Source organism: Gordonia gummivorans, assembly GCF_022513585.1.
GTDB lineage: Bacteria > Actinomycetota > Actinomycetes > Mycobacteriales > Mycobacteriaceae > Gordonia.
Window position 1 is genome coordinate 1 of record NZ_JAKWBF010000040.1, and the last position, 21,667, is coordinate 21,667.

Annotated in this window: 21 protein-coding genes; 10 read left to right on the top strand and 11 right to left on the bottom strand. The window is 66.9% G+C overall.

The features are described 5' to 3' along the window. Nucleotides 1-109 precede the first annotated feature (109 nt). Nucleotides 110-658 carry a PaaI family thioesterase gene (locus tag MKW15_RS21810; RefSeq protein ID WP_240862045.1) on the bottom strand — a complete coding sequence of 183 codons (549 nt, stop codon included), beginning with the start codon at nt 656-658 and terminating at the stop codon, nt 110-112. Nucleotides 659-729: 71 nt separating this feature from the next. Here MKW15_RS21810 and disA point away from each other — a divergent pair, with 71 nt between their 5' ends. Continuing rightward, nucleotides 730-1,812: a DNA integrity scanning diadenylate cyclase DisA gene (disA, locus tag MKW15_RS21815; RefSeq protein WP_240862046.1), complete on the top strand. Its 1,083-nt coding sequence runs from the start codon at nt 730-732 to the stop codon at nt 1,810-1,812. 37 nt (nt 1,813-1,849) lie between these two features. Here disA and MKW15_RS21820 read toward each other — a convergent pair whose 3' ends face one another. Continuing rightward, on the bottom strand, nt 1,850-2,608 hold the full coding sequence (locus MKW15_RS21820) for a hypothetical protein (RefSeq protein WP_240862048.1): 759 nt from the start codon (nt 2,606-2,608) through the stop codon (nt 1,850-1,852). A 128-nt stretch (nt 2,609-2,736) separates the two neighbouring features. Continuing rightward, nucleotides 2,737-3,390 (bottom strand): carbonic anhydrase, encoded by a 654-nt coding sequence (locus MKW15_RS21825; protein WP_240862050.1) that lies wholly within the window; start codon nt 3,388-3,390, stop codon nt 2,737-2,739. Between MKW15_RS21825 and MKW15_RS21830 the strand changes: the two genes are divergently transcribed. Together MKW15_RS21830 and MKW15_RS21835 are read left to right on the top strand one after the other, a co-directional pair. Then, nucleotides 3,389-4,291 carry an A/G-specific adenine glycosylase gene (locus MKW15_RS21830; RefSeq protein WP_240862052.1) on the top strand — a complete coding sequence of 301 codons (903 nt, stop codon included), beginning with the start codon at nt 3,389-3,391 and terminating at the stop codon, nt 4,289-4,291. The genes MKW15_RS21825 and MKW15_RS21830 overlap by 2 nt on opposite strands. Nucleotides 4,292-4,393: 102 nt before the next feature. After that, a complete protein-coding gene (locus MKW15_RS21835) occupies nt 4,394-5,380 on the top strand; it encodes a hypothetical protein (protein ID WP_240862054.1) in 987 nt (328 codons plus the stop codon). A 65-nt stretch (nt 5,381-5,445) separates the two neighbouring features. Here MKW15_RS21835 and MKW15_RS21840 read toward each other — a convergent pair whose 3' ends face one another. Continuing rightward, nucleotides 5,446-6,312: an alpha/beta fold hydrolase gene (locus tag MKW15_RS21840; protein WP_374247876.1), complete on the bottom strand. Its 867-nt coding sequence runs from the start codon at nt 6,310-6,312 to the stop codon at nt 5,446-5,448. A gap of 15 nt (nt 6,313-6,327) precedes the next feature. On the opposite strand from MKW15_RS21840, the gene mhuD reads away from it, so the two are divergent. Continuing rightward, the gene (gene mhuD, locus MKW15_RS21845; RefSeq protein ID WP_240862058.1) at nt 6,328-6,636 is read left to right on the top strand and encodes a mycobilin-forming heme oxygenase MhuD; all 309 of its coding nucleotides are present in this window, start codon (nt 6,328-6,330) and stop codon (nt 6,634-6,636) included. A gap of 32 nt (nt 6,637-6,668) precedes the next feature. Beyond that, nucleotides 6,669-7,286 carry an LON peptidase substrate-binding domain-containing protein gene (locus MKW15_RS21850; protein WP_240862060.1) on the top strand — a complete coding sequence of 206 codons (618 nt, stop codon included), beginning with the start codon at nt 6,669-6,671 and terminating at the stop codon, nt 7,284-7,286. Between the two features lie 10 nt (nt 7,287-7,296). Here MKW15_RS21850 and MKW15_RS21855 read toward each other — a convergent pair whose 3' ends face one another. After that, nucleotides 7,297-7,839, bottom strand: coding sequence for a universal stress protein (locus MKW15_RS21855; protein ID WP_240862062.1), 543 nt, complete (start codon nt 7,837-7,839; stop codon nt 7,297-7,299). Nucleotides 7,840-7,966: 127 nt separating this feature from the next. Here MKW15_RS21855 and MKW15_RS21860 point away from each other — a divergent pair, with 127 nt between their 5' ends. After that, a complete protein-coding gene (locus tag MKW15_RS21860; protein ID WP_240862063.1) occupies nt 7,967-8,665 on the top strand; it encodes a winged helix-turn-helix transcriptional regulator in 699 nt (232 codons plus the stop codon). A 116-nt stretch (nt 8,666-8,781) separates the two neighbouring features. Beyond that, nucleotides 8,782-10,275, top strand: a complete 1,494-nt coding sequence (locus tag MKW15_RS21865) for an aldehyde dehydrogenase (protein ID WP_240862065.1) — start codon at nt 8,782-8,784, stop codon at nt 10,273-10,275. A 416-nt stretch (nt 10,276-10,691) separates the two neighbouring features. On the opposite strand, the gene cydC is transcribed toward MKW15_RS21865, so the two are convergent. The 5 genes from cydC to MKW15_RS21890 all read right to left on the bottom strand — a co-directional run bounded on the left by cydC (nt 10,692) and on the right by MKW15_RS21890 (nt 17,866). Beyond that, nucleotides 10,692-12,386: a thiol reductant ABC exporter subunit CydC gene (gene cydC / locus MKW15_RS21870; RefSeq protein WP_240862067.1), complete on the bottom strand. Its 1,695-nt coding sequence runs from the start codon at nt 12,384-12,386 to the stop codon at nt 10,692-10,694. After that, on the bottom strand, nt 12,368-14,140 hold the full coding sequence (cydD, locus tag MKW15_RS21875; RefSeq protein ID WP_240862069.1) for a thiol reductant ABC exporter subunit CydD: 1,773 nt from the start codon (nt 14,138-14,140) through the stop codon (nt 12,368-12,370). Before cydD ends, cydC begins: the two co-directional genes overlap by 19 nt. A 10-nt stretch (nt 14,141-14,150) precedes the next feature. Next, entirely contained in the window at nt 14,151-15,233 is a 1,083-nt protein-coding gene (gene cydB / locus MKW15_RS21880; RefSeq protein WP_240862072.1) for a cytochrome d ubiquinol oxidase subunit II, read from the bottom strand. A gap of 11 nt (nt 15,234-15,244) precedes the next feature. After that, the gene (locus MKW15_RS21885; RefSeq protein ID WP_240862073.1) at nt 15,245-16,804 is read right to left on the bottom strand and encodes a cytochrome ubiquinol oxidase subunit I; all 1,560 of its coding nucleotides are present in this window, start codon (nt 16,802-16,804) and stop codon (nt 15,245-15,247) included. Between the two features lie 189 nt (nt 16,805-16,993). After that, the gene (locus tag MKW15_RS21890) at nt 16,994-17,866 is read right to left on the bottom strand and encodes an aminodeoxychorismate lyase (protein ID WP_240862075.1); all 873 of its coding nucleotides are present in this window, start codon (nt 17,864-17,866) and stop codon (nt 16,994-16,996) included. Nucleotides 17,867-17,931: 65 nt separating this feature from the next. Between MKW15_RS21890 and ygfZ the strand changes: the two genes are divergently transcribed. From ygfZ to MKW15_RS21905, 3 genes are all read left to right on the top strand, one after another. Continuing rightward, the gene (ygfZ, locus tag MKW15_RS21895; RefSeq protein ID WP_240862077.1) at nt 17,932-19,113 is read left to right on the top strand and encodes a CAF17-like 4Fe-4S cluster assembly/insertion protein YgfZ; all 1,182 of its coding nucleotides are present in this window, start codon (nt 17,932-17,934) and stop codon (nt 19,111-19,113) included. After that, nucleotides 19,110-19,760: an MOSC domain-containing protein gene (locus MKW15_RS21900; RefSeq protein WP_240862078.1), complete on the top strand. Its 651-nt coding sequence runs from the start codon at nt 19,110-19,112 to the stop codon at nt 19,758-19,760. Before ygfZ ends, MKW15_RS21900 begins: the two co-directional genes overlap by 4 nt. Nucleotides 19,761-19,910: 150 nt before the next feature. Then, nucleotides 19,911-20,087 carry a DUF3073 domain-containing protein gene (locus tag MKW15_RS21905; protein ID WP_240862080.1) on the top strand — a complete coding sequence of 59 codons (177 nt, stop codon included), beginning with the start codon at nt 19,911-19,913 and terminating at the stop codon, nt 20,085-20,087. Between the two features lie 459 nt (nt 20,088-20,546). Here MKW15_RS21905 and purM read toward each other — a convergent pair whose 3' ends face one another. Beyond that, nucleotides 20,547-21,656: a phosphoribosylformylglycinamidine cyclo-ligase gene (gene purM, locus MKW15_RS21910; protein ID WP_240862083.1), complete on the bottom strand. Its 1,110-nt coding sequence runs from the start codon at nt 21,654-21,656 to the stop codon at nt 20,547-20,549. Nucleotides 21,657-21,667 lie beyond the last annotated feature (11 nt).

The window sequence follows — 21,667 nt, forward strand, 5'->3', positions numbered from 1 at the left end:
AAATTCTCGCGGACGACTATGAAACCCGCGGAAGAAACCCTTCCCCTAGATTTTGCGGGCAGGACGCTGGCTCATTTCCGCAGGTCAACGAGGGCGGCGGAACCGACAACTACGGCCGCGACATCCGATCCTTCAAATCGTCGTCCATCTGGCTCTTGTGGACGTGATCGGCGAAGTGTTCGCGGGCGTTGATGGCCACGAACATCGCCTTCCCGTACGCGACGGGACGGTCGGGGTCACCGAGGTGCGCGATGCCCTCGGCGTACACCTTGCGGCGCTGACGGCCGAGCAGTGTTGCCTCGACGGTCAGCGTCGACCCCACCGGGATCGGTGCGCGGAAGTTCACCTCGAGGTGCGCGGTCACCGTCGCAGGGTCCACCAGCATCGGCACCTTCACCATCACCTCGTCGAATGCACTGCTCACCAGTCCGCCGTGCATGATGCCGGGACCGCCTTCCATCCACGGCTCGACGTGCATCGACGCCGACGCCGTGAAACCCTCGCCGGCACGGACGTCGAGGTGCAGTCCCCGCGGCGAATCCGGTCCGCAGCCGAAGCACGCGGGGTTGTGGCGGCCGATCGATTCGCCCGGCGAAACGGCCTTCGGGTGGCGCTCGAGGGGTTCCAGGTCGGCAGGCACCACGAATGGAGTGTTCACGTCCCGATACCCTAGTGCGGTAACTCGCATCGACACACGGCGGTTCGCCGACGAGTAGACAGGGACGACGCATGCCGGAGTTCGCCAAATCCGAGCTGGCCCGGGAGACACTGGCCCGGGTGGCGCCGGGCACCGGCCTGCGCGACGGCCTCGAACGCATCCTGCGTGGCGGTACCGGCGCGCTGATCGTGCTCGGCCACGATTCCGACGTCGAGAAGATCTGCGACGGCGGATTCCACCTCGACGTGGAGTTCGCCCCCACCCGGCTGCGCGAGCTCGCGAAAATGGATGGCGCCGTTGTGCTCTCGACCGACGGCAAGCGCATCGTCCGGGCCAACGTGCAGCTGGTCCCCGACCCGTCGATCCCGACCGAGGAGTCCGGAACGCGGCATCGGGCGGCCGAGCGCACCGCGATCCAGACCGGGCATCCGGTGATCTCGGTGAGCGCGTCGATGTCGATCGTGTCGGTGTACGTCGACGGCGCTCGACGCGTGGTGGAGAGCCCGGACCCCATCCTGTCCCGCGCGAATGTCGCACTGGCCACCCTCGAGCGGTACAAGACCCGCCTCGACGAGGTGATCTCGGCGTTGTCGCGCGCGGAGATCGAAGACTACGTGCTGCTGCGCGACGCCATGTCGACCGCCCAGCGCATGGAGATGGTGCGTCGGGTGTCGGTGGAGATCGACGAGTACGTCCTCGAACTGGGCGTCAACGGGCGGCAGGTAAGCCTGCAGCTCGAGGAACTGATCTCCGACAACGACACCATGCGCGAACTGCTGGTCCGCGACTATTACGCGAGCCCCGAGCCGGCGACCACCGAGGAGGTGCGACAGTCCCTGGAGATCGTGGAGAACCTCAGCGACACCGATCTGCTGGACCTCACGCTGCTGGCGGGCGCGTTCGGCTATCCGACCACGATCGACGCGCAGGACACCGCGATGAGCCCGCGCGGCTACCGGATGCTCGCGCGCATCTCGCGACTGCAGTTCGCCCACATCGACCGTCTGGTCCGGAGCTTCGGCACCCTGCAGACGCTACTGGCATCGAGTGCGGCCGACCTGCAGGCGGTGGAAGGCATCGGCAGCATCTGGGCCCGCCACATCCGCGAGGGACTGTCGCGTCTGGCCGAGACCAGCATCGAACGCTACGACTAGATCAGGCGCCGGGAGCGTAGCGAGCGGGCCGGATGAATCAGGGCTGCTGCGCCGGCGCGACCACGTTGAAGGTCTGCGGGAAGGACTCCCGTTCACCGATCTTGCCGACCGCCTTGTACGCGCCGACCGGGATCTGCACCCGGGGCTTGTCACATCCGGGGTTGCTGGTGGTGCCCGACCACACGATGGTGTCGCGGACCTGCTGGCCCGGCTGAAGCAGCTGGTTGTTCACCGTCTGCAGCGGCGAGCAATCGCGAGCGGTCCAGAGCGTGCGCGTGCCGTCGAGTGTCCGGACGACGACGTTCTGCGATGCCTTGCCGACGTCTCGCGTGCATGCCGCCACACCGGCGTTGGTGGTCACCAGCGTGAACACCGGACGCTGCCCGACGGTGTAGGTGGGCTTGTCCATCAGCAGCACCACCGAGATGCTCTCGTCGGGGCACAGGCCACCGACGGGCGCCGGTCCTGCCGGACCGGTGGTGGGCACCGCGGCGGTCGACGAGCCAGGTGTCGGCGGTGTTGTCGTCGTGCCCGCGGGATTCCCGCCGTTCGGAGCCGGGCCGCCCGGCCCACCGGGGTTCTGCGAACTGGGTTCCGAGGGAACGACCGGCGGTGTGGTGGCGGCCGCAGACGACAGCGGCGCGTTTGCGGCGGTGTTCTTCGCCGCGTCGTTGCCGGACGTCATCCAGACGATGAGACCGACCACCACGGCGAGCACCACGAGACCACCACCGGCAGCGACGACACGTCGGCGCCAGTAGATCTCCGGTGGCAGTGGGCCCTGGGGTTCGATCACGAAAACAACGCTAACGGCCGATTCGGACGTTTCGGCCGATCAAGGTCGGCGTGTCGCTCACAGAAAGCGTCACCGATGGCGCAAAGTCTAGAGTTCAGGTCCAGACATGCGTCGGTATCGGCCTTCGATCAGGCCGACTCCACCTGGCGCAGGACACCTACGGTGGTCTCGCCGATGTCGCCGTAGGCGCCGCGCAGTTGCACCTGGCCATCACTCAGCTGATAGGTGAGCCCGACGATCGCCAGCTTGCCCGTCGCAACGCGGTCCGCGATGATCCGGCTGCGCTGCATCAGCAGTTGCCCGGTCTCCACCACGTGCCGCGCTTCGAACTCGTCGACCCGGGTCAGACCTTCGCTGCGACCGGCGAGGATGCTCGGCGTCACTCGCTCGACGACGTCCCGGATGTAGCCGCCGGGAATCTGCAGTTCGTCGAGAGCGTCGAGGGTCGCCTTGACCGCACCGCAGCTGTCGTGGCCGAGGATCACGATGAGCGGCACCTCGAGCACTTCGGCGGCGTATTCGATGGACCCGAGCACGGCCGAGTCCATCACGTGACCGGCGGTACGTACGACGAACATGTCGCCGAGACCCTGGTCGAAGATGATCTCCGCGGCGAGCCGGGAGTCGGCGCAGCCGAACAGCACCGATTTGGGGTGCTGGCCCGCCGCGAGTCGGGCGCGGTCCTCGATACCCTGGCTGGGATGCTGAGAATCCCCCGCCACAAAACGGTCATTACCTTCGCGCAAGATGCGCCACGCCTGTCGCGGTGTAACTCCAGCCATGAGCAATAGTCTGCCATCTGCCGCGGTTCTCGGCTGGTTCGACCTCAACGAACGTGATCTGCCGTGGCGCGACCCCGACTGCACGGCGTGGCACATCCTGATCAGCGAGATCATGCTGCAACAGACCCCGGTGTCGCGGGTGATCGAGCCGTGGCGCGATTGGGTACGCCGCTGGCCGGTCCCGTCGGCCATGGCGGCCGCGCCCGCCGGCGAAGTCCTGCGCGCGTGGGGCAAACTCGGCTACCCACGACGCGCACTGCGCCTCCACGAGTGCTCGAAAGTGCTTGCCCGCGAACACGACGACCGGGTTCCGGCCGACGTCGAGACGATGCTGACGCTGCCCGGGATCGGTGACTACACCGCCCGTGCGGTGGCCTGCTTCGCGTTCGGGCAGGCAGTTCCGGTGGTGGACACCAATGTCCGTCGGGTGATCGCCCGCGCCGAGCACGGCCGTGAGCATCCGGGCAATCCTGCCCGCGCCGATCTCGCCGACGCCGACGCGCTCCTCCCGCGAGCCGACGACGGGTCGTATGCACAGTCGGCGCCGCGCTTCTCGGCCGCGCTGATGGAACTTGGGGCGCTCGTGTGCACGGCGCGCAACCCCCGATGCGATCGGTGCCCGATCCCCGACTGCCTCTGGGTGCGCCGCGGACGCCCCGCCCACACCGGGCCGCCGCGCAAGACGCAGAAGTTCGCCGGGACCGATCGTCAGGTGCGCGGGCTGCTCCTCGACGTCTTGCGCGGCACCGAGGATCCCGTCGAACGTGCGCGACTGGACCTGGCGTGGACGTCGGACACAGCGCAGCGCGATCGCGCGCTCGACTCCCTCCTCGTCGACGGTCTCGTCGAACTCACCGACGACGGGCGCTACTGCCTGGCAGGCGAATCCGGCACCCTCTGACCCCCCGTTCTGTGCCTCGGTACCTACACGACACGCGGGCTTACATGTGTCGTCCGTTTGATACCTCCCGCATCGGCGCAAACGTTGCTAATGTCCCGAGCCATGACGCAGCCGCCTTACCCACCTGAACCCAATCCCGCGTCCGGTGGGCAGCAGCCCGGCCAGACTCCGCCGCCCGACTACGGTCAGACACCGCAGTACGGTCAAACACCGCCACCGCCCCCACCACCCGGACCCCAGTACGGGCAGACACCCCCGCCGCAACCGCAATACGGCCAGGCTCCGCCGCCTCCGCCGCCGCCCGGACCCCAGTACGGTCAGCCGCAGGGTGGTTACCCCGGCGGGCCGCCGCCGGCCGGCCAGTTCGGCACCGACCCCACCAAGGTCGACGTCGGCGAGGCCTTCAGCTGGGCGTGGGGGAAATTCAAGAACAATGTCGGCGCCATGATCCTGCCGGGTGTCATCGCGTTCGCGCTCATCCTGATCGTCACCCTGCTCGCAGTGTTCGCCACGGCGATCTTCGGAACCACCGAGACCCACACATCGGACTACGGCAGCGGCTACACCTACAGCTACGAGACCACCACCATCGGCGGCGGCGGCCTGTTCCTGATGTTCCTGCTGTATCTGGTGCTGCTCGTCGGCATCTTCTACATCCAGATCAGCATCATCTCGGGAGCACTGCGCGTCGCGAACGGTGAACCCGTCACGTCCGCGTCGTTCCTGAAGCCGACGCGCTTCGGGCCGACGATCCTCACCGCGATCCTGGTCGGCATCATCACCTCGATCGGCCTGGTGCTGTGCGTCATCCCGGGCCTGATCGCCATCTTCCTGCTGCAGTTCTCGATCGTCGCGACGATCGACAAGCAGCTCTCGCCGGTCGATGCGATGAAGACGTCGTTCGAACTGGCGAAGACGAAGGTCGGTGACTCGCTGATCGCACTTCTCGTCGCCTACGCGATCAACCTGGTCGGCGCGATCGTCTGCTACATCGGCCTCATCGTCTCGGCTCCGTTGGCACAGTTGTTCTACGTGCACTGCTGGCGTCGACTCAACGGTGCGCCCATCGCGCCCCCAGATCCCGCCTGAGATTCCCTGTCCACTCGAGGCCGGCCCGCATCAGCGGGTCGGCCTCTCTGTTATCTGACCTCTGCTTATCTGCTGAGGTCCAGCCCGGACAGAAACGCCTCCACCGCACCGCGATACACCTCTGGGGCGTCGTCGTGGACCAGGTGACCGGCACCGGGTACCCGCAGATACGACGCCCGGTCGCGGACCGCGCACATCTTGCGCATCTGCCCGGGCGGCGTGACGGTGTGTTCGGCTTCGATCACCAACGCAGGCACCGACGAGGCCGACCACTGCGCCCAGAAGTCGCGGCCGCCCCACTCCTCGGCGATCGCCGCCCACACCGGGATCTGGCCGTGCAGCCGACCGTCGTCGAACGCCTCGTAGAAGTAGCGGCCCGCCACCGGCCCGAACATCTCCTGCGCCGCATCGACGGAAGCGAAACGGTCGGGCCAACTCTCGAACCACGGCGTCCAGCTGGTGGTTGTGCGACCGCGGAAATCGGGTGCCATGTCCTCGACCACCAGCGCCGACACCAGCTCCGGGTAGGCAGCGGCGGCACACCAGGCGTGCAGTGCACCCATCGAGTGCCCGACGAGCACCGCCGGACCGAGGTCGATCCAGGTGAGGATCTCGGCGAGATCGGCGACAAACCGTTCGGTGGCGAGTTCGGCGGGGTCGTCCGGGATTTCGACGTCGGCACCGGTATGGAACGCGGCGTCGAAGGTGAATACCCGCCCGTATCGGCGCAGCCACGGGACCTGCCGGCGCCACGTCCGACCGCGCCCCATCAGGCCGTGCAGCAACACGATCGGCCCGACCCCGGTGTCGATGACGGCGCCGCTCGCGTCGTGGATCGGCAGCGGTCCGCCATGATCTCGCAGGCCGAGGTCGACGAACTCCGACGCCCGACGAATTGTCACGGGCAGAACCCTATTGCAACCGGTCGACATCAGTAAGCTGGACCCATGGCTGTTGTGAAAATCAATGCGATCTCCGTCCCCGAGGGTGCGGGCCCTGAACTCGAGAAGCGTTTCGCCCATCGCGCGCATGCGGTGGACGGCTCCAAGGGCTTCCTGGGCTTTCAGCTGCTCCGTCCGGTCAAGGGCGATGAGCGCTACTTCGTTGTGACGCAATGGGAATCCGAGGAGGACTTCCAGGCGTGGGCGTCGGGCCCGGCCCGTGAAGCGCATGCGGGCGAACGCGCAAAGCCGGTCGCGTCGGGGGCCGACCTCCTCGAGTTCGAGGTCGTGCTCGACGCCCGTCCGAGCTCCTGACAGACCAATCCGATTCGGCGCTCATCGCGCCGATGTTCCCGCTCGGCACCGCATTGTTGCCGGGCGAACCACTGCCGCTGCGCATCTTCGAGCCGCGATACCGAACGATGCTCGGCGACTGCCTGGCGGCCGGCGATCCCGCCCGATTCGGCGTCGTGCTGATTGCGCGGGGGTCGGAGGTCGGCGGCGGTGATGTACGCCACGATGTCGGCACGTTCGCCGAGATCGATTCCGTCGATCGGCTTCCGGACGGCCGGGCGACGCTCGTGGCCTTCGGCGCACGACGCTTTCGGGTACTGGAGTGGCTGTCCGACGACCCCTACCCGCGCGCCCGTGTGGAGGTTCTCCCCGATTTCGTCTTCGACGCGGGGCAGCGGGCGCGTCTCTCCATGCTGGGCATGCGCATCCGTGACCTCGTCGGTGACTTCGCGCGCGCCCGCGGCGTCGATCCGACCCAACTGCAAGACGTGTTCGGGGGGAACGACGCAGACACCGAACCGGTTGCCACCCTTTACCGCTGGGTCGCCAGTCTGCCGACCGGACCGCTCGACCGTCAGCGGCTGCTCGAAGCGCGCGACGTGGACGCCGGTCTCGACATACTCGCCGACGCCGCAGACGGTTTCGAGGCGCGCATGGCGTTCGGGTCCTAGGCCGACCGCCTCACGCACGCTCGGGTGCCATCGACACGCGTCCGACGGGCGACCACGTCGACGTCGCTCGACGCGCTCGGGCCGGCTCCACCGGGATGACAAGACCTGATGCGCTGTCGATGACGACAACATCGACCCCGCTTTGCTTTCCGAGCCGGCGCGCGAGGCGCGACGGGCCGCCGTTTCCACCGAGCACCAGCTGATCTGCGCGCATCTCGTCGCAGACATCACGGAGAACGGTGAAGGGGTCGCCCTCCCGGATCACTTCATGGGTGGATACCGGGCCGTGCGCCTGCGCGGCTTCGCGGGCCTCACGCTGAATCTCCGTGATCTGCCATGCGTCCGCCAGTTGATGGGCGTCGGCGCCCAAGGCGTCGGCCCACGCGTGTTCCTCGCGTCGGGACCAGGCGCTGCGCCGGGTGCGTCGCACAGCGCTGACCAGCATCATCTCACCGCGCACACCGGTGACCATCGAGGCATATGCCACCGCATTCGCCGACGCATCGGTACCGCTGACACCGAGGACGACCCGCGGCACTCGCTCGTTGTTCATGGCCGGAACTCCTATCTGACCGGACGGAAAACCACTGCTCATCCATAGGAACATAAGATTTAGAAGTACTCAAGCATTTTTCTGAAGCAATGTGTTCAGAAATCGATGAATTGGTAGACTCCGAGGCATGACGCGGCGACAGTATGGACAGTTCTGCGGCTTGGCGATGGGCCTGGACGTCGTGGGCGAACGGTGGACCCTCCTGATCGTTCGCGAATTGATGGCCGGACCGAAGCGCTACTCGGACCTGCTCGAGGCCCTCGACGGCATCGGCACCAGCCTGCTGGCGTCGAGGCTCCGCCAACTCGAGGACGCCGAGGTGGTCCTCAAACGCCGACTCCCGAAGCCGTCGGCGTCGCTGGTCTATCAACTGACCGAATCGGGCCGCGAGCTCTCTCGGGCGCTGCTGCCGTTGGCGCTGTGGGGAGTTCGCCACCAGACGCACGCACCCAAGCAGCCTGACGACATGTTTCGGGCCGAATGGCCACTCGTCTTCATCGCGCAACTGATCGACGGGGATGTGACACGGGATGCCCGGTACACCTACCGATTCCACATCGATGGCTCCAGCGCCACGATTCGCCTGCGAGATGGCGAGGTCAGCGTCACCGAGTCCGACGCCGACGACCCGGATGGCGATGTCGACGTCGACATCACCATGGATGCGGCGACCATCGTCGACGTGAGTGCCGGACGACTGTCGCTCACCGAAGCCGTCACCGACGGCCGCATCGTCTTCGACGGCAACGCTTCGGCCGCCGCACTGCTGGTCGAGGCGCTGCCCGAGCGCATCACGATCGACTCCGGACTGATCGATCAGACGTGAGCCACTGGCCCCAGAGTTAGAACGTGTTCTAGTATCGGAGTGTGCGGTGGTTCACACCGCGAGCCGCAACCAGGCCCACCCGACATGATCCGCGACCAAACAGGAGCACTCAACTCATGACCGAAACCGTCGAGTCCCGCGTCGACACTCTCGCCGGTGGCGGCGACCATGCTCAGCTCTACATCGGCGGCACCTGGGCCGACCCACACTCCACCGAGACGCTCGAGGTGTTCTCCCCCGCAACCGGTGAGCGCGTGGGCTCGGTGCCTCTGGCCGACGAGGTCGATGTCGACACCGCGGTCCGCACCGCCCGTGCCGCGTTCGACTCGGGCGTGTGGCGCAGCAAGTCGCCCGCCGAACGGGCCGACATCGTCGCCAAGGTCGCCGACCTGCTCGACGAACGCAACGACGAGGTCGCGGCATTGGTGTCGTCGGAGATGGGTGCGCCGCCGAGTGCGGTCAGCATGCTGCAGCAACTGCCGGGTACCGGGGTGCTGCGCGCCTACGCCGACGCGGCCCGCAACTACGACTGGGTGGAGTATCGCAACGGAGTGTTCGGCACCACCCGCGTGACCCGCGAACCGGTTGGTGTGGTCGGCGCGATCTGCGCGTGGAATGTGCCGCTCTTCCTCACCTGCAACAAGCTCGGCGCCGCTCTCGCCGCAGGCTGCTCTGTGGTGGTCAAGCCCGCACCCGAAACCCCGCTCACCGCAAACTATGTCGCCGCACTCTTCGTGGAAGCCGGTGTGCCCGAAGGGGTCATCTCGGTGGTCCCGGGCGGAACCGAGACCGGGCAGGCCTTGGTGGCGCATCCGCTGGTGGACAAGATCACCTTCACCGGGTCCACCGCGGCCGGCAAGGCGATCGGCGCAGCCTGTGCCGAGTCGCTCAAACGCTGCTCACTGGAGCTCGGTGGCAAGTCGGCGGCCATCGTGCTCGACGACGTCGACCTGGCCGCCAACGCCTTCATGCTGACCTTCCTCGGTCTGTTCAACACCGGCCAGGCCTGTGTCGCCCAGACCCGCGTGCTGGTCCCCCGGAGTCGCCAGGACGAGATCGTCACCGCGATGGTCGAATCGGCCAAGCTGATGAAGGTCGGACTGCCCTCTGATCCGGAAGCCCAACTGGGACCGCTGATCTCCGACCGACAGCGCGCCCGCGTCGAGGGCTACATCGAGGCGGGCAAGAAGGCCGGAGCCACCGCGGCGCTGGAGAGCGAACGTCCGGAAGGTCTTGACGCAGGCTACTTCCTGACGCCGACGATCTTCACCGGCGTCACCAACGACATGACCATCGCCCAGGAAGAGATCTTCGGGCCGGTCCTTTCCGTCATCGCCTACGACGACCTCGACGAGGCCATCGCCATCGCCAACGACTCCGAGTACGGGCTCGCCGGAACCGTCTGGACGAGCGACGTGGAGCGCGGCATCGAGGTCTCGGAGAAGATCCGCACCGGCACATTCGGAATCAACTTCTACGCCATCGATCCCGGGTCACCGTTCGGCGGATTCAAGAACTCCGGCATCGGCCGCGAATGCGGACCCGAAGGACTCGAGGCCTTCCTCGAACACAAGTCGACGATGCTTCCGGCTGGCTACGAACCCAAGTAGTCTCCAGCCGGCTGCGATGTGAGCCTGCTGGCCTCGGCACCTCAGGGAGCGGATAGAACTCTTCGAGGCAGCGACCCACCCGCCGCCTGCGGCGGCGATCGTGGAGGCGGGAAGAGGGCTATGGAGCGCGACGCGGCGACGATGATCCACGAAAAATAGGGGAAGAAACTCGTCCCCTACCCCTGGAGTCCTCCCCGCGAATTTTCTCGCGGACGACTCAACAAGCAGGGGCAGAAAGTAGGGGAAGAACCTTCCCCTACTTTCAGTGGTCCGGTGGCTCGCTGACGTGGCCCGTTCGCCTGCCCTTCGAGGCATCCCTCGGCCGGCGCCTCGGGCACCTCAGAGAGCGGTGGGGTGGTGGACGCTTATGTGCAGGTCAGAGCGCTAGTCACCGAAGTCTTCGGATCAGCCACCCGTCACACACCGACCGCCGCGAGGTCCACGACATCGGCGCCGGTTCCGTCCGGAAGTTGGTGTGTCACAACGACGACGGTCCGGTCGGGGCCGAACAGCCCGTCCGCCGGGTCGAGGATCTGCCGCATCAGCGGATCGGCGTCGTCGGCGTCGAGGTGTTCGGTCGGCTCGTCGAGGAGCACCACCGGCGCCCGCTGCAACAGCGCACGGGCGAGCAGCAACCTGCGGCGCTGACCACCGCTGATCGCGTCGGAACCGCCGGCCAGCACGGTGTCGAGCCCGTCGGGAAGTCCCGTCACCCACGCCCACAGACCGACCCGGTCCAGCGCCGAAGTCATCTCGCCCTCCGACGCGTCGCCCCGCGCCACACGAAGATTCTCCCGGATCGACGTCGAGAAGATGTGCGCATCTTCGGCGAAGTAGGTTGCCGCCGAACGAGGTTCGACAGACTCGGCGCCCGAACCCGAGTACGACACAGAACCCGACTGCGGAGCCAGCAGACCGGCGAGCGTCAACAACAGCGTGGACTTACCCGATCCGCTCGGCCCGACCACGGCCAGGCGCGACCCCGCAGGCAGGGTGCGATCGAGTCCGCTCACCGGGCCAAGCGCCTCGGAACCCGACCAGCCCCAACGCATCCGATCGAGGTCGAGAGCAACCGGGCCGAAATGCACCGACGCGTCACCGCCGGCATCGGGGTCGGTGCCGGCCGCGTCGACGAGTGCCATCACCCGTGCCGCGCTCTGCCGCGAGGTCTCGATCTGAATCCCCGCCTCCGTCAACGGTGCGGTCGATTCGAATGCCGAGAGCGGCAACAAGATCAGCACACCTAGGATCATCGGCGTGAGTCCGTGGCCCGAGGACACATCGGCGAGGGACCCCGACACCTGCGAGGCCAGGTGGATACCGATCATGCAGGCGGCCAGCAACGACGCCCCGAGCGAGAGCGGTGTCGCCGCGGCCGCAGCCGCCTGCCACCTCAGCCCGCGGTCGGCGGCGGCAAGCGCATCACGGTCGGCGTCGGACGCCGCATCCAGCACAACTGGCCGACGACGCGCGACGACGAGTTCCGGTGCGTGCCACAGCGCCGTCGTGGTCGCCTCCGCCGATTGGGTGGTCGCACTCGACGCGTCGGCGATCGAGCGTGACGCCCCACGAGCGGCCAGCCACGGCGCGACGACGCCGCTGACGATCAGTGCGGCACCGAGCACCAACGCCGCCCACACCGATACCAGCGCCATGATGACCACCGCCGCAACCGATGTCGTGAGCCCGACGCCGATCGGGATGATGCCGCGAATCAGCGCGTTGCCGATCTCATCGATGTCGTCGCCGGTGCGGGTCAACAAGTCACCACGGCGCAACGTCACCGAGTAGGCCGGCGAACCCGACGCCAGGGCGATATAGACCCGCTCACGAGCCGACGCCATCGCACCGAGGGCCAAGTCGTGGGTGGCAAGACGCTCGAGATACCGGAACAGTCCGCGCGAGATTCCGAGCGCACGAACGGCGGTGATCGCCACCGACAAGAACAGCACGGGCGGCATCTGCCAGGCCCGGGTGATCAACCACGCCGACAAGGCGGCCAATCCCAACGCCGACAACGCTCCGCCGACACCCAACAGCAACGATCGCACCACCGGCCGGCCCTTCAGACCGAGAAAGCCGAGCGCCCGGATCAGCGGGTCTTGTCGCACGAGATCACCTCCGGATCGTCCCCCGTCGCTTCGCTCGCCCCGACATCCCCCGTCGCTTCGCTCGCCCCGACATCCCCCGTCGCTTCGCTCGCCCCTGGAAAAGTGACCACACAGTCGGCGACATCACGCGCGATGTCACGATGTGCGACGACGAGCACGGTGTCACCGGCCCGGGCCCGCGCCGCAAGTGCGGCAAGCACCGACGCCTCAGCGGCAGCGTCAAGGTGGGCGGTCGGTTCGTCGAGCAACAGCAGTGGCGCCGGCGAGGCGAGCACACGCGTCAAGGCGAGTCGTTGCCGCTGCCCGGCCGACAGGCCGACTCCCCCGGCGCCCAGCCTGGTGTCGGAGCCCTCGGCGAGACCAGCCAGGACATCGTCGAAACCCGTTGCCGCTGTGGCCTTTGCGAGACCGTCGGGATCGAGTGCACCGAACAGCGCGAGATTGTCGGCGACGCTGCCCGGTACGATCACCGGTTGCTGCGGTAGCCAGGCGACCTGCTCATGAAATGCGGCGGGCTCGAGTTCGGCAACCGGAACCGAACCCACGAGGACCGATCCTTCGTCCGGCGCGGCAAGTCCCAGGATCGTGGCCAGCGCGGTCGACTTGCCGGAACCGTTAGGGCCGGTGAACAGCGTGATCACACCGGGGTCGACCACCGCGTCCAATCCATAGGGCGCCCAACCGTCGCGGCCGTGCACGCCCACGTCGAGCAGCGTGATCTTCGCTCCCGCAACGGCGACCGTGCGCGTGGCGGTGCCCGGGCGCGGCACGGCACTCTCCATGAGTTCGAACACCTCGCGCGCGGCGGTCATGCCGTCGGTCGAGTTGTGGAACTGCATGCCCACCCGCCGTAACGGCAGATACGCCTCCGGAGCCAGGATCAGCGCGAAAAGACCGGCGTACAAACTCATCTCGCCGTACACGAGCCGCAGACCGATACCGACGGCCACCAGTGCCACACACAGGGTGGCCAGCAGTTCCAGCACACCGCCGGACAGGAAGGCGACCCGCAGCGACGACATCGTGCTGCGCCGGTGTGCCGCACCGAGTTCGGCGACCTGCTTGGCCGGTGCCTGCGCGCGGCCCAGTGCACGCAGGGTCGGCAAGCCGGTGATCAGATCGAGCAACTGCGCCGAAAGTCGGCTCATGGTCGCCAGTTTGCGTTCGGTCCGGTCTCGCGTCATGAGGCCGACGAGCACCATGAACACCGGGATGAGTGGCAGCGTGACGATGATGATCAGCGCCGACGGGAGGTCGGCGATCGCGATCACCACGATCACGATCGGCGTCACGACCACCGAGATGATCAGTGCGGGAAGGTATCCGGACAGGTACGGCCCGACGGCATCGAGACCGCGGAGCAGCACCGTGCTCGCGTGTTCGCGCTTGCCCAGCAGATCCCGCGGCGTCGTCCGATCCGGATCGGTCAGGGCGTCAAGTGCTCTGCACCGCAACTCGGTGATCGTGCGGGCCGACGCCCGGTGTGCGTACCGATCGTGACCGAAGGTCATCGCGGCCCGGGCCAGCAGTGCGACGGCGAGCACCGTCAGATGGCCGGCCTGCGCCGACAGCGCCCGTGCATCGGGGTCGACGATCAGTTCCGACGCGATCGAGGCGACCATCGCCGCCACCACGATCACGGCGATCACCTCGGCGATCGCGAAAGCCGCGGTCAATGCGACGTAGGTCCGTGCAGTCGGCGAATAGCGCAACAACCGTGGATCCAGCGGCGGTCGCGAGGCGCGTCTGGTCACCCGAGGAACCTCACTCGCCGCCCACACGCAGCGACGGAAGGCCGGTGGGCGACGGGATCTGCTCGACCGAGATGCGCTTGCGGAACACCCAGTAACTCCACGCCTGGTATCCGATCACCACCGGTGTGATGAGCACCGCGGCCCACGTCATCACGGTCAGGGTGTAGTGGCTCGACGAGGTGTTGTCGATGGTGAGGTTCCAGGCCTCGTTGGTGGAGGACGGCAGGACGTTCGGGTACAGGACCGAGAACAGAGTGGCGACCGTGCCGGCGATCGCGATCGACGTGGCCAGGAAGGCGATGCCTTCGCGTCGTACCTGCGTCGCCAGCACCATGACCACTGCGGCGACCGCGGCGATGAGCACCGGAATCCAGGTCCAGCCGTTGCCGTAGGCGAACTGTGTCCAGAGCAGGAAGGCCGCCGCCACCACCAGCGTCGGGATCGCCAGGCGCGACGCGTAGCGCATCGAATCCTCCTGCAGCACACCGCTGGTCTTCAGCGCGAGGAACACGGCTCCGTGGGTCAGGAAGGCCAGCAACGTGGTCGCGCCACCGAGCAGCGCATACGGGTTGAGCAGATTGAAGAAGCCGCCGGTGTACTGGGCGTTCTCGTCGATGGGGATGCCGCGGATCACGTTGGCGAAGGCCACTCCCCAGAGCAGAGCCGGGATCCACGATCCCAGCCCGATCCCGACGTCGGCCCATTTGCGCCAGCGCGGATCGTTGATCTTGCCGCGCCACTCGATGGCGCACACCCGGGTGATGAGGCCCACCAGGATGAGGAACAGCGGCAGGTAGAAGGCGGTGAACATCGTTGCGTACCAACCGCCGAACGCCGCGAACAACGCACCGCCGGCGGTGAGCAGCCACACCTCGTTGCCGTCCCACACCGGCCCGATCGTGTTGAGCAGCGCGCGACGCCGCTTGTCGGGGTCGGCGATGTCCTCCAATGGATCGACCTTGTCGTCGCCACCGGTGTGGCTGCGGCCGAGGAACGGCATCAGCATGCCGACCCCGAAGTCGAAGCCCTCCAGGACGAAATAGCCGATGAACAGTACCGCGATGATCAGAAACCAGAACTCAGGCAGTCCCATCGTGATGCTCCTCAGTACGCGAACGAGAGTTGTTTGGGCTCATCGGAATCCGATGGTTCATCGGGCGGCACCGCGTCGTAGGTGGCCGGCCCCTCGATGATGTATCGGCGCTGGAGCATGAACCACACCACACCGAGTGCGCCATAGAGCAGGGTGAAGCCGATCAGGGTGACCCAGACGGTGGCCGCGACGTGATTGGACACGCCGTCCTGGACGAGCATGTTGATCTGCGTCGGGTCCAGATCGTCGGCCCAGTTGGGTGCGACCACCCAGGGCTGACGGCCCATCTCGGTGAAGATCCAGCCCGATGCGTTGGCCAAGAAGGGCGTCGGCATCATCAGCAGCGCGATGAAGCCGAACTTTCGTGAGGTCACCACTCTCTTGCGTCGGGTCAGCCACAACCCGCCGAGTGCCACCACCACCGAACCCAGCGCCCAGGTGATCATCGCGCGGAAACTCCAGTAGGTGACGAAGAGATTCGGCGCAAAGTTCTGGCCCGGCATGTTCAGCGCCTGCTGATACTGCGCCTGAAGTTCGTTGACGCCCTTGAGGGGGGTGTCGAAATGGTGATCGGCCAGGAACGAGAGCATGCCCGGGATCTCGATGACGTGCTCGATGTTGTCGCAGTTGTTCTGCCGGCCGATGGAGAGCACCGAGAACGGCGCGCCGCCGGTCGTCGAGTCGCACAACGATTCGGCCGCAGCCATTTTCATGGGCTGCTGCTTGAACATGATCTGCGCCTGGATGTCGCCGGTGATGAACAACGCCACACCGGACACGATGGTGATCCACAATGCCAATCTCGCGACCGGACGCCACAATTCGCGTGCGTCGCGTTCCAGGTCCTCGGGCGTCGCGTCGATCTGGCTGGGCGAGGTGGTCTTCGGCATTCCCGAGGTGTCGCCGGTCTCGATGGCCTCACGGAGCTTCTTGGCCCGCCACGAGTTCCGCGCCATCCACCAGATGCCGATCGCGGCGACGAAGGTGCCGGCCGTCAACAGCGCGCCCGCGATGACATGCGGGAACGCCGCAAGGGTCGTGTTGTTGGTGATGACCGCGAAGAAGTCGTTCATCCTGGGCCGGTTGCGGGTCTCGTCCCACACCACACCCACCGGATGCTGCATCCACGAGTTGGCCGCGATGATGAAGTAGGCCGACGCGTTGACGCCGATCGCGGCCAGCCAGATGCACATGAGGTGAATCCGGCGGGGCAGCCGGCCCCAGCCGAAGATCCACAACCCGATGAAGGTGGACTCCAGGAAGAACGCGATGAGCCCTTCGAGCGCGAGCGGCGCACCGAAGACGTCGGCGACGTAGCGGCTGTACTCGCTCCAGTTCATGCCGAACTGGAACTCCTGCACGATGCCGGTGGCGACGCCGAGCGCGAAGTTGATCAGGAACAGCTTCCCGAAGAACTTGGTGGCGCGCAGCCACTGCTCGTTGCCGGTCACGTGCCACACCGTCTGCATCACCGCGATCATCGGCGCAAGACCGATCGTCAGGGGAACCAGGATGAAGTGATAGACCGTTGTGATCCCGAATTGCCAACGGGAGACATCCAGTGCGTCCATTTCGCCTCTAATCGAGTCGCTCCGCACCCGGGCTGGGGCGCGGAGAACCGGCAGGATCATGCGCACCTACTACTTCGAGTAGTAGGTATGCGGGCGACGTTACGCCTGGTCGCAGTGGGCTACAAGCGACAAAGGTCCCATCGCCGTGCGTCGTCCTGTGGGCTCCGTCTCAGCTGCCCGACTTGATTGTCAATCAACACAGATAGCGCGATCTACCAAATCGATGAATTTCTTGTGACCATCGGAAACCGGCATGAGATAGCGATTCAGCGCGGTCACCCGGGCCGCCAGCGTCACACTGCTCACCATCCAGACCGAATCCGCCGCAATCAGGTCCGCGGCGCGCAGTGCGCGGGTCGATGTTCGCCAGCCCTCCTGCTCTGCCAATTCGAAGACCGCGCGAGCCGTGGTGCCGGGCAGGATCCCGATCTCGGTGGGCGGGGTGATCAGCTCGTCGCCCCGGACCGCGACCACCGTCGAACGCGGACCCTCCAGGATCAGGCCCTCGCTGCTGGTGAAGATGACGTCGTCGAACCCCTGGTCGGCCGCGTGCCGCAACGCGGCCATGTTGGTTGCGTAGCTGAGGGTCTTGGCGCCGAGAAGCTGCCACGGCGCTCTCGCACCGAGATCCACCGAGAATCCCCGTTCGAGGGTCAGGACCGAAACCCCTTGATCGCGTGCCTGTTTCACTCGTTCCGGGACCGGCGCGACGGTGAGGTAGGCGGTGGGAGTTCCCGGATCGCTCTCCCGGCCACGGGAATAGACAAGTCGCAGCAGCCCCTCGGCATCATGGGAGTTCGGGTGCCCGTCGTTCCAGAGGCCGACGGCCGTGTCGATCGCTGCACGCCAGGCGTCGAGATCGGGTTCGGGCAATCCGATCGCGGCCGAACTGGTCACCAGCCGGTCCAGGTGCAGCCGGACTCCGCGCGCACGCCCGGCCCGCACCAGCAGCGTCTCGAACACCCCGTCGCCGCGGACCGCCGCGAGATCGTCGGCGGCGAGGAACGGGGCGTCGAAATCGTGCGCGGTGCCGTCCAGGGAAACCAAGACCGATGTCGTCATGGGCTCGAGGCTGCCACGGCGGCACACCGGGTGTCACATGCAGGCTCGTCCGTAGAATCGACGATGTGACTGCATCGCCCATTCTGACCAGGTATTCCGACGCGGTCCCCGGACCCGAGACGGGCGCGGAGGGCAGCTCGCCGGAAACCGCGTGGCATTACGGCGACCCGCTCGGCGAGCAACGAGCCGCCGCCGACGGCGCGATCATCGTCGACCGATCCGATCGTGCGGTGATCGAGATCGCCGGCGACGAGCGCCTGACGTGGCTGCACACGATCTCCAGCCAGCACATCAGCGGCCTGACCGACCGGTCGAGCGCCGAGAATCTGTCCCTCGACGCCAACGGCCGCGTCGAGGAGCATTTCGTCCTCACCGATGTCGACGGGGTTACCTGGCTCGACACCGAGGGCGCACGCGGTGCGGGCCTGCACGGGTTCCTCGCGCGGATGGTCTTCTGGGCCAAGGCCGAGCCCGCCGTGCGAGCGGACATGAAGGTCATCACACTCGTCGGACCGGACGCCCGACGAGGACCGATCGCCGAGTTGCTGGAGATCGATCCCGACGCGGCGGTGTACGCGGCCGGCGACCTGCCCGAGACCCATCACGAGGACGAACCGCTCGGCTTCTGGCGGGTGATGCCCCCGATCGGCGAGAACGCGGCGCTGCCCGTCGTCGACGTCGTGCTCCCGGAGTATCTGCTGGACCGGTGGTGGACCGCGCTGGTCGATGCGGGTGCGCGCATGGCCGGGAGCTGGGCGTTCGACGCCCTGCGAGTGGCAGGGCTACGCCCGCGGCTCGGCGTCGACACCGATGATCGGACGATTCCCCACGAGGTCGGCTGGATCGGCGGCCCGGAGCTCTTCGGCGCGGTGCACCTGGACAAGGGTTGCTATCGCGGGCAAGAGACCGTCGCGCGTGTCCACAACCTCGGGAAATCGCCACGCCGACTGGTGCTCCTCCACCTCGACGGCAGCGCCGACGCTCGTCCGGTGACCGGCGATCCGGTGACCGCAGGGGGCCGCACGGTGGGCCGCGTCGGCACCGTCGTCGACCACTACGAACTCGGTCCGATCGCCCTGGCCCTGGTCAAACGCAACGTGCCGGCCGACACCGACCTGCTGGTCGGGTCCGATCATCCGGTCAGCGCTCGCATCGATCCCGATTCGGTGGACACCGACGACCACGTCCAGGCCGGGCGTGCAGCGGTCGAGCGCCTGCGTCGGGGCCCTGCGGAGAGCGGATCGTGAGCGTGCCCGTCGCGGGCGCCGTGCTGGCGGTCTGCTCGGCCTCCGACGACGTCGTGTTGGACAGAGTCGGCGCCTCGGCCATCGACAAGCGGCCGCATGCCGATCGTGTGCACGTCGGATCGCTCGGACTCGGCACCGACCACGTCTGCGACACCAAACACCACGGCGGCGTCGATCAGGCGGTGTACGCCTACGACGACGCCGAGGCCCGCAGGTGGGCCGACGAATTGGGACGTGAGCTTCCTTACGGTTGGTTCGGGGAGAACCTCCGCGTGAACGGCCTGCCCGTCACCGACGCCGTCGTCGGCGAACGGTGGCAGATCGGCGACGACGGACTGATCCTGGAAACCACCATCCCCCGCATCCCGTGCCGGACCTTCGCCGCCTGGGCCGAGGAACCACGCTGGGTCAAACGCTTCTTGGACCGTGGCGACACCGGCACCTACCTGCGGGTTCACTCACCGGGCAGCGTCGGTGCGGGCGATACGATCACCGTGATCCATCGACCCGACCACGGCGTCCTCGTCCGCCACCTGCTCCCCACCGGCACCACCGCCGACGCGGACGCCCTGCACGCACTTCTCTCGACCGACGACCTGGCACCCAAGGTCCGACGCGACGCCGAGAAACGCCTGGCCTCCTCCTGAGGCCGGTTTCCGGCACGAACGCCATGCCGCGCCAGGGCAGTCCACAGAATTCCGATCGGCGCGCTAGACTGTTGAGCACGACAGAATTACTTCAAGAGAACGGGGCCGCCAAGTGTTTGGCCGCCCCGTCATTGTGCGAGGGGGTCCCGTATGGGCCGCGGCCGGGCGAAGGCAAAGCAGACGAAAGTTGCTCGTCAGCTGAAGTACTCCACTCCGAACACCGACTTCGACAGCCTGCAACGCGAGCTGTCGGGTTCCAGCGATCCGGTGGATCGTCCGGATCCGGTGGACGAGTGGGCTGAAGAAGAGGAGTGGCGGCACGCCTGAGGCGCCGCCTGCCCTCACCCCCTGACCGTTCGATCTGACGGTCAATCCTGTTTCGACAACGACGCCACATGTGGCGCGCTTCGTCGTACCGAGATCATTCATCTCGGTTCTTCCACCGCACCCTGAGCAGTCTGGAGGCGCTAGTGGTGTGTCTGTCTCCGAAATAGGTGACCAGTCTCCGGTGGAGGGGTCTCTTGCTTGGGTCAGCGACCCACCCGCAGAACGGGACGCCAGGCACGCGCGCCCAAAAGTAGGGGAAGAAACTTCGTCCCCTACCCTTGGAGTCCTCCCCCAGAAAGTTCTCGCGGACGACTACGAACCCCGGGGAAGAAGTTCTTCCCCTAGATTTTGCGGGCACGGCACTACCGCATGTGCCCAGTTCAGCGCGGTGGTAACCGAACTCGTCGAGTCACGGGCGGCACCGCAGTCGCAGACGGGTGTTCCTCCGCCATCGGAGCTTCAGAAGCGCGGGTGCTCTCCCACCAGCGTCACGCGGGCAGCGTCGGAGTTCCGGGGTTCGGCGGATCGCTTGATGGTGCCGAGTACCCAGTTGTCGACGTGCCGGGCGGTCAGCACGGCTTGAGCGCGATCGGTGTCCTCGGGGGCAACCACGGCGACCATGCCGACGCCCATGTTGAAGGTGCGTTCCATCTCCGACTGGGCGACGCGACCGCGCTGGGCGATCATCGAGAAGATCGGTGCGGGCGTCCAGGTGCCGCGTTCGAGTTCGGCGACCAGCCCGGTCGGGATGACGCGGGCCAGGTTCTCGGCCAGGCCACCACCGGTGACGTGAGCGTAGGTACGCACGTCGGCCTCGGCGGTCAGGGCCAGGCAGTCGCGGGCGTAGATGCGCGTCGGTTCGAGGAGTTCCTCGCCCAGCGTGCGTCCGAACTCCTCGACCTCGCCGAACAGGTCCATGTGCCCCCATTCGAGCAGCACCTTGCGGGCCAGCGAGTAGCCGTTGGAGTGCAGGCCCGACGATCCCATCGCGATCACGACGTCGCCCGCGCGCACCTTGTCCGGCGAGAGGATCGCGTCGGCCTCGACCACGCCGACCGCGGTGGCCGACAGATCGTAATGGTTGTCCTGCATCAGGCCGGGATGCTCTGCGGTCTCGCCGCCCAGCAGGGCGCATCCGGCGTCCACACAGCCGTCGGCGATACCCGCAACGATCTGGGCGACCGTCTCCGGAACGACCTTGCCGACGGCGATGTAGTCCTGCAGGAACAGCGGTTCGGCGCCGCAGACGACCAAGTCGTCGACGCACATGGCGACCAGGTCCCGGCCGACGGTGTCGTGTTTGTCGATGGCCTGCGCGATGGCCAGTTTGGTCCCGACACCGTCGCTGGCAGCGGCCAGCACCGGCTCGCGATAGTTGCCCTTGAGGGCGAACAGGCCGGAGAATCCACCGAGCCCACCGAGTACCTCGGGACGCGATGCGCGTTTGGCGTGCGGGGCAAACAGTTCCACCGCTCGCTCACCGGCGTCGATGTCCACTCCGGCGGCCGCGTACGACGCATGTTCGGGTGCGTCCGTCGATCCGTCGGCAGCACCATCACGCTCGGTCATCAGCGCAGTCC

What these genes read in the sequence shown, in the direction of transcription:
- MKW15_RS21830 (WP_240862052.1), top strand. Translation starts at nt 3,389, where the DNA reads ATGAGCAATAGTCTGCCATCTGCCGCGGTTCTCGGCTGGTTCGACCTC.
- MKW15_RS21855 (WP_240862062.1), bottom strand. Translation starts at nt 7,839, where the DNA reads ATGAACAACGAGCGAGTGCCGCGGGTCGTCCTCGGTGTCAGCGGTACC.
- MKW15_RS21885 (WP_240862073.1), bottom strand. Translation starts at nt 16,804, where the DNA reads ATGGACGCACTGGATGTCTCCCGTTGGCAATTCGGGATCACAACGGTC.
- purM (WP_240862083.1), bottom strand. Translation starts at nt 21,656, where the DNA reads ATGACCGAGCGTGATGGTGCTGCCGACGGATCGACGGACGCACCCGAA.
- mhuD (WP_240862058.1), top strand. Translation starts at nt 6,328, where the DNA reads ATGGCTGTTGTGAAAATCAATGCGATCTCCGTCCCCGAGGGTGCGGGC.
- MKW15_RS21905 (WP_240862080.1), top strand. Translation starts at nt 19,911, where the DNA reads ATGGGCCGCGGCCGGGCGAAGGCAAAGCAGACGAAAGTTGCTCGTCAG.
- MKW15_RS21840 (WP_374247876.1), bottom strand. Translation starts at nt 6,312, where the DNA reads ATGTCGACCGGTTGCAATAGGGTTCTGCCCGTGACAATTCGTCGGGCG.
- cydB (WP_240862072.1), bottom strand. Translation starts at nt 15,233, where the DNA reads ATGGGACTGCCTGAGTTCTGGTTTCTGATCATCGCGGTACTGTTCATC.
- MKW15_RS21865 (WP_240862065.1), top strand. Translation starts at nt 8,782, where the DNA reads ATGACCGAAACCGTCGAGTCCCGCGTCGACACTCTCGCCGGTGGCGGC.
- MKW15_RS21850 (WP_240862060.1), top strand. Translation starts at nt 6,669, where the DNA reads ATGTTCCCGCTCGGCACCGCATTGTTGCCGGGCGAACCACTGCCGCTG.
- MKW15_RS21860 (WP_240862063.1), top strand. Translation starts at nt 7,967, where the DNA reads ATGACGCGGCGACAGTATGGACAGTTCTGCGGCTTGGCGATGGGCCTG.
- MKW15_RS21825 (WP_240862050.1), bottom strand. Translation starts at nt 3,390, where the DNA reads ATGGCTGGAGTTACACCGCGACAGGCGTGGCGCATCTTGCGCGAAGGT.
- MKW15_RS21835 (WP_240862054.1), top strand. Translation starts at nt 4,394, where the DNA reads ATGACGCAGCCGCCTTACCCACCTGAACCCAATCCCGCGTCCGGTGGG.
- MKW15_RS21890 (WP_240862075.1), bottom strand. Translation starts at nt 17,866, where the DNA reads ATGACGACATCGGTCTTGGTTTCCCTGGACGGCACCGCGCACGATTTC.
- disA (WP_240862046.1), top strand. Translation starts at nt 730, where the DNA reads ATGCCGGAGTTCGCCAAATCCGAGCTGGCCCGGGAGACACTGGCCCGG.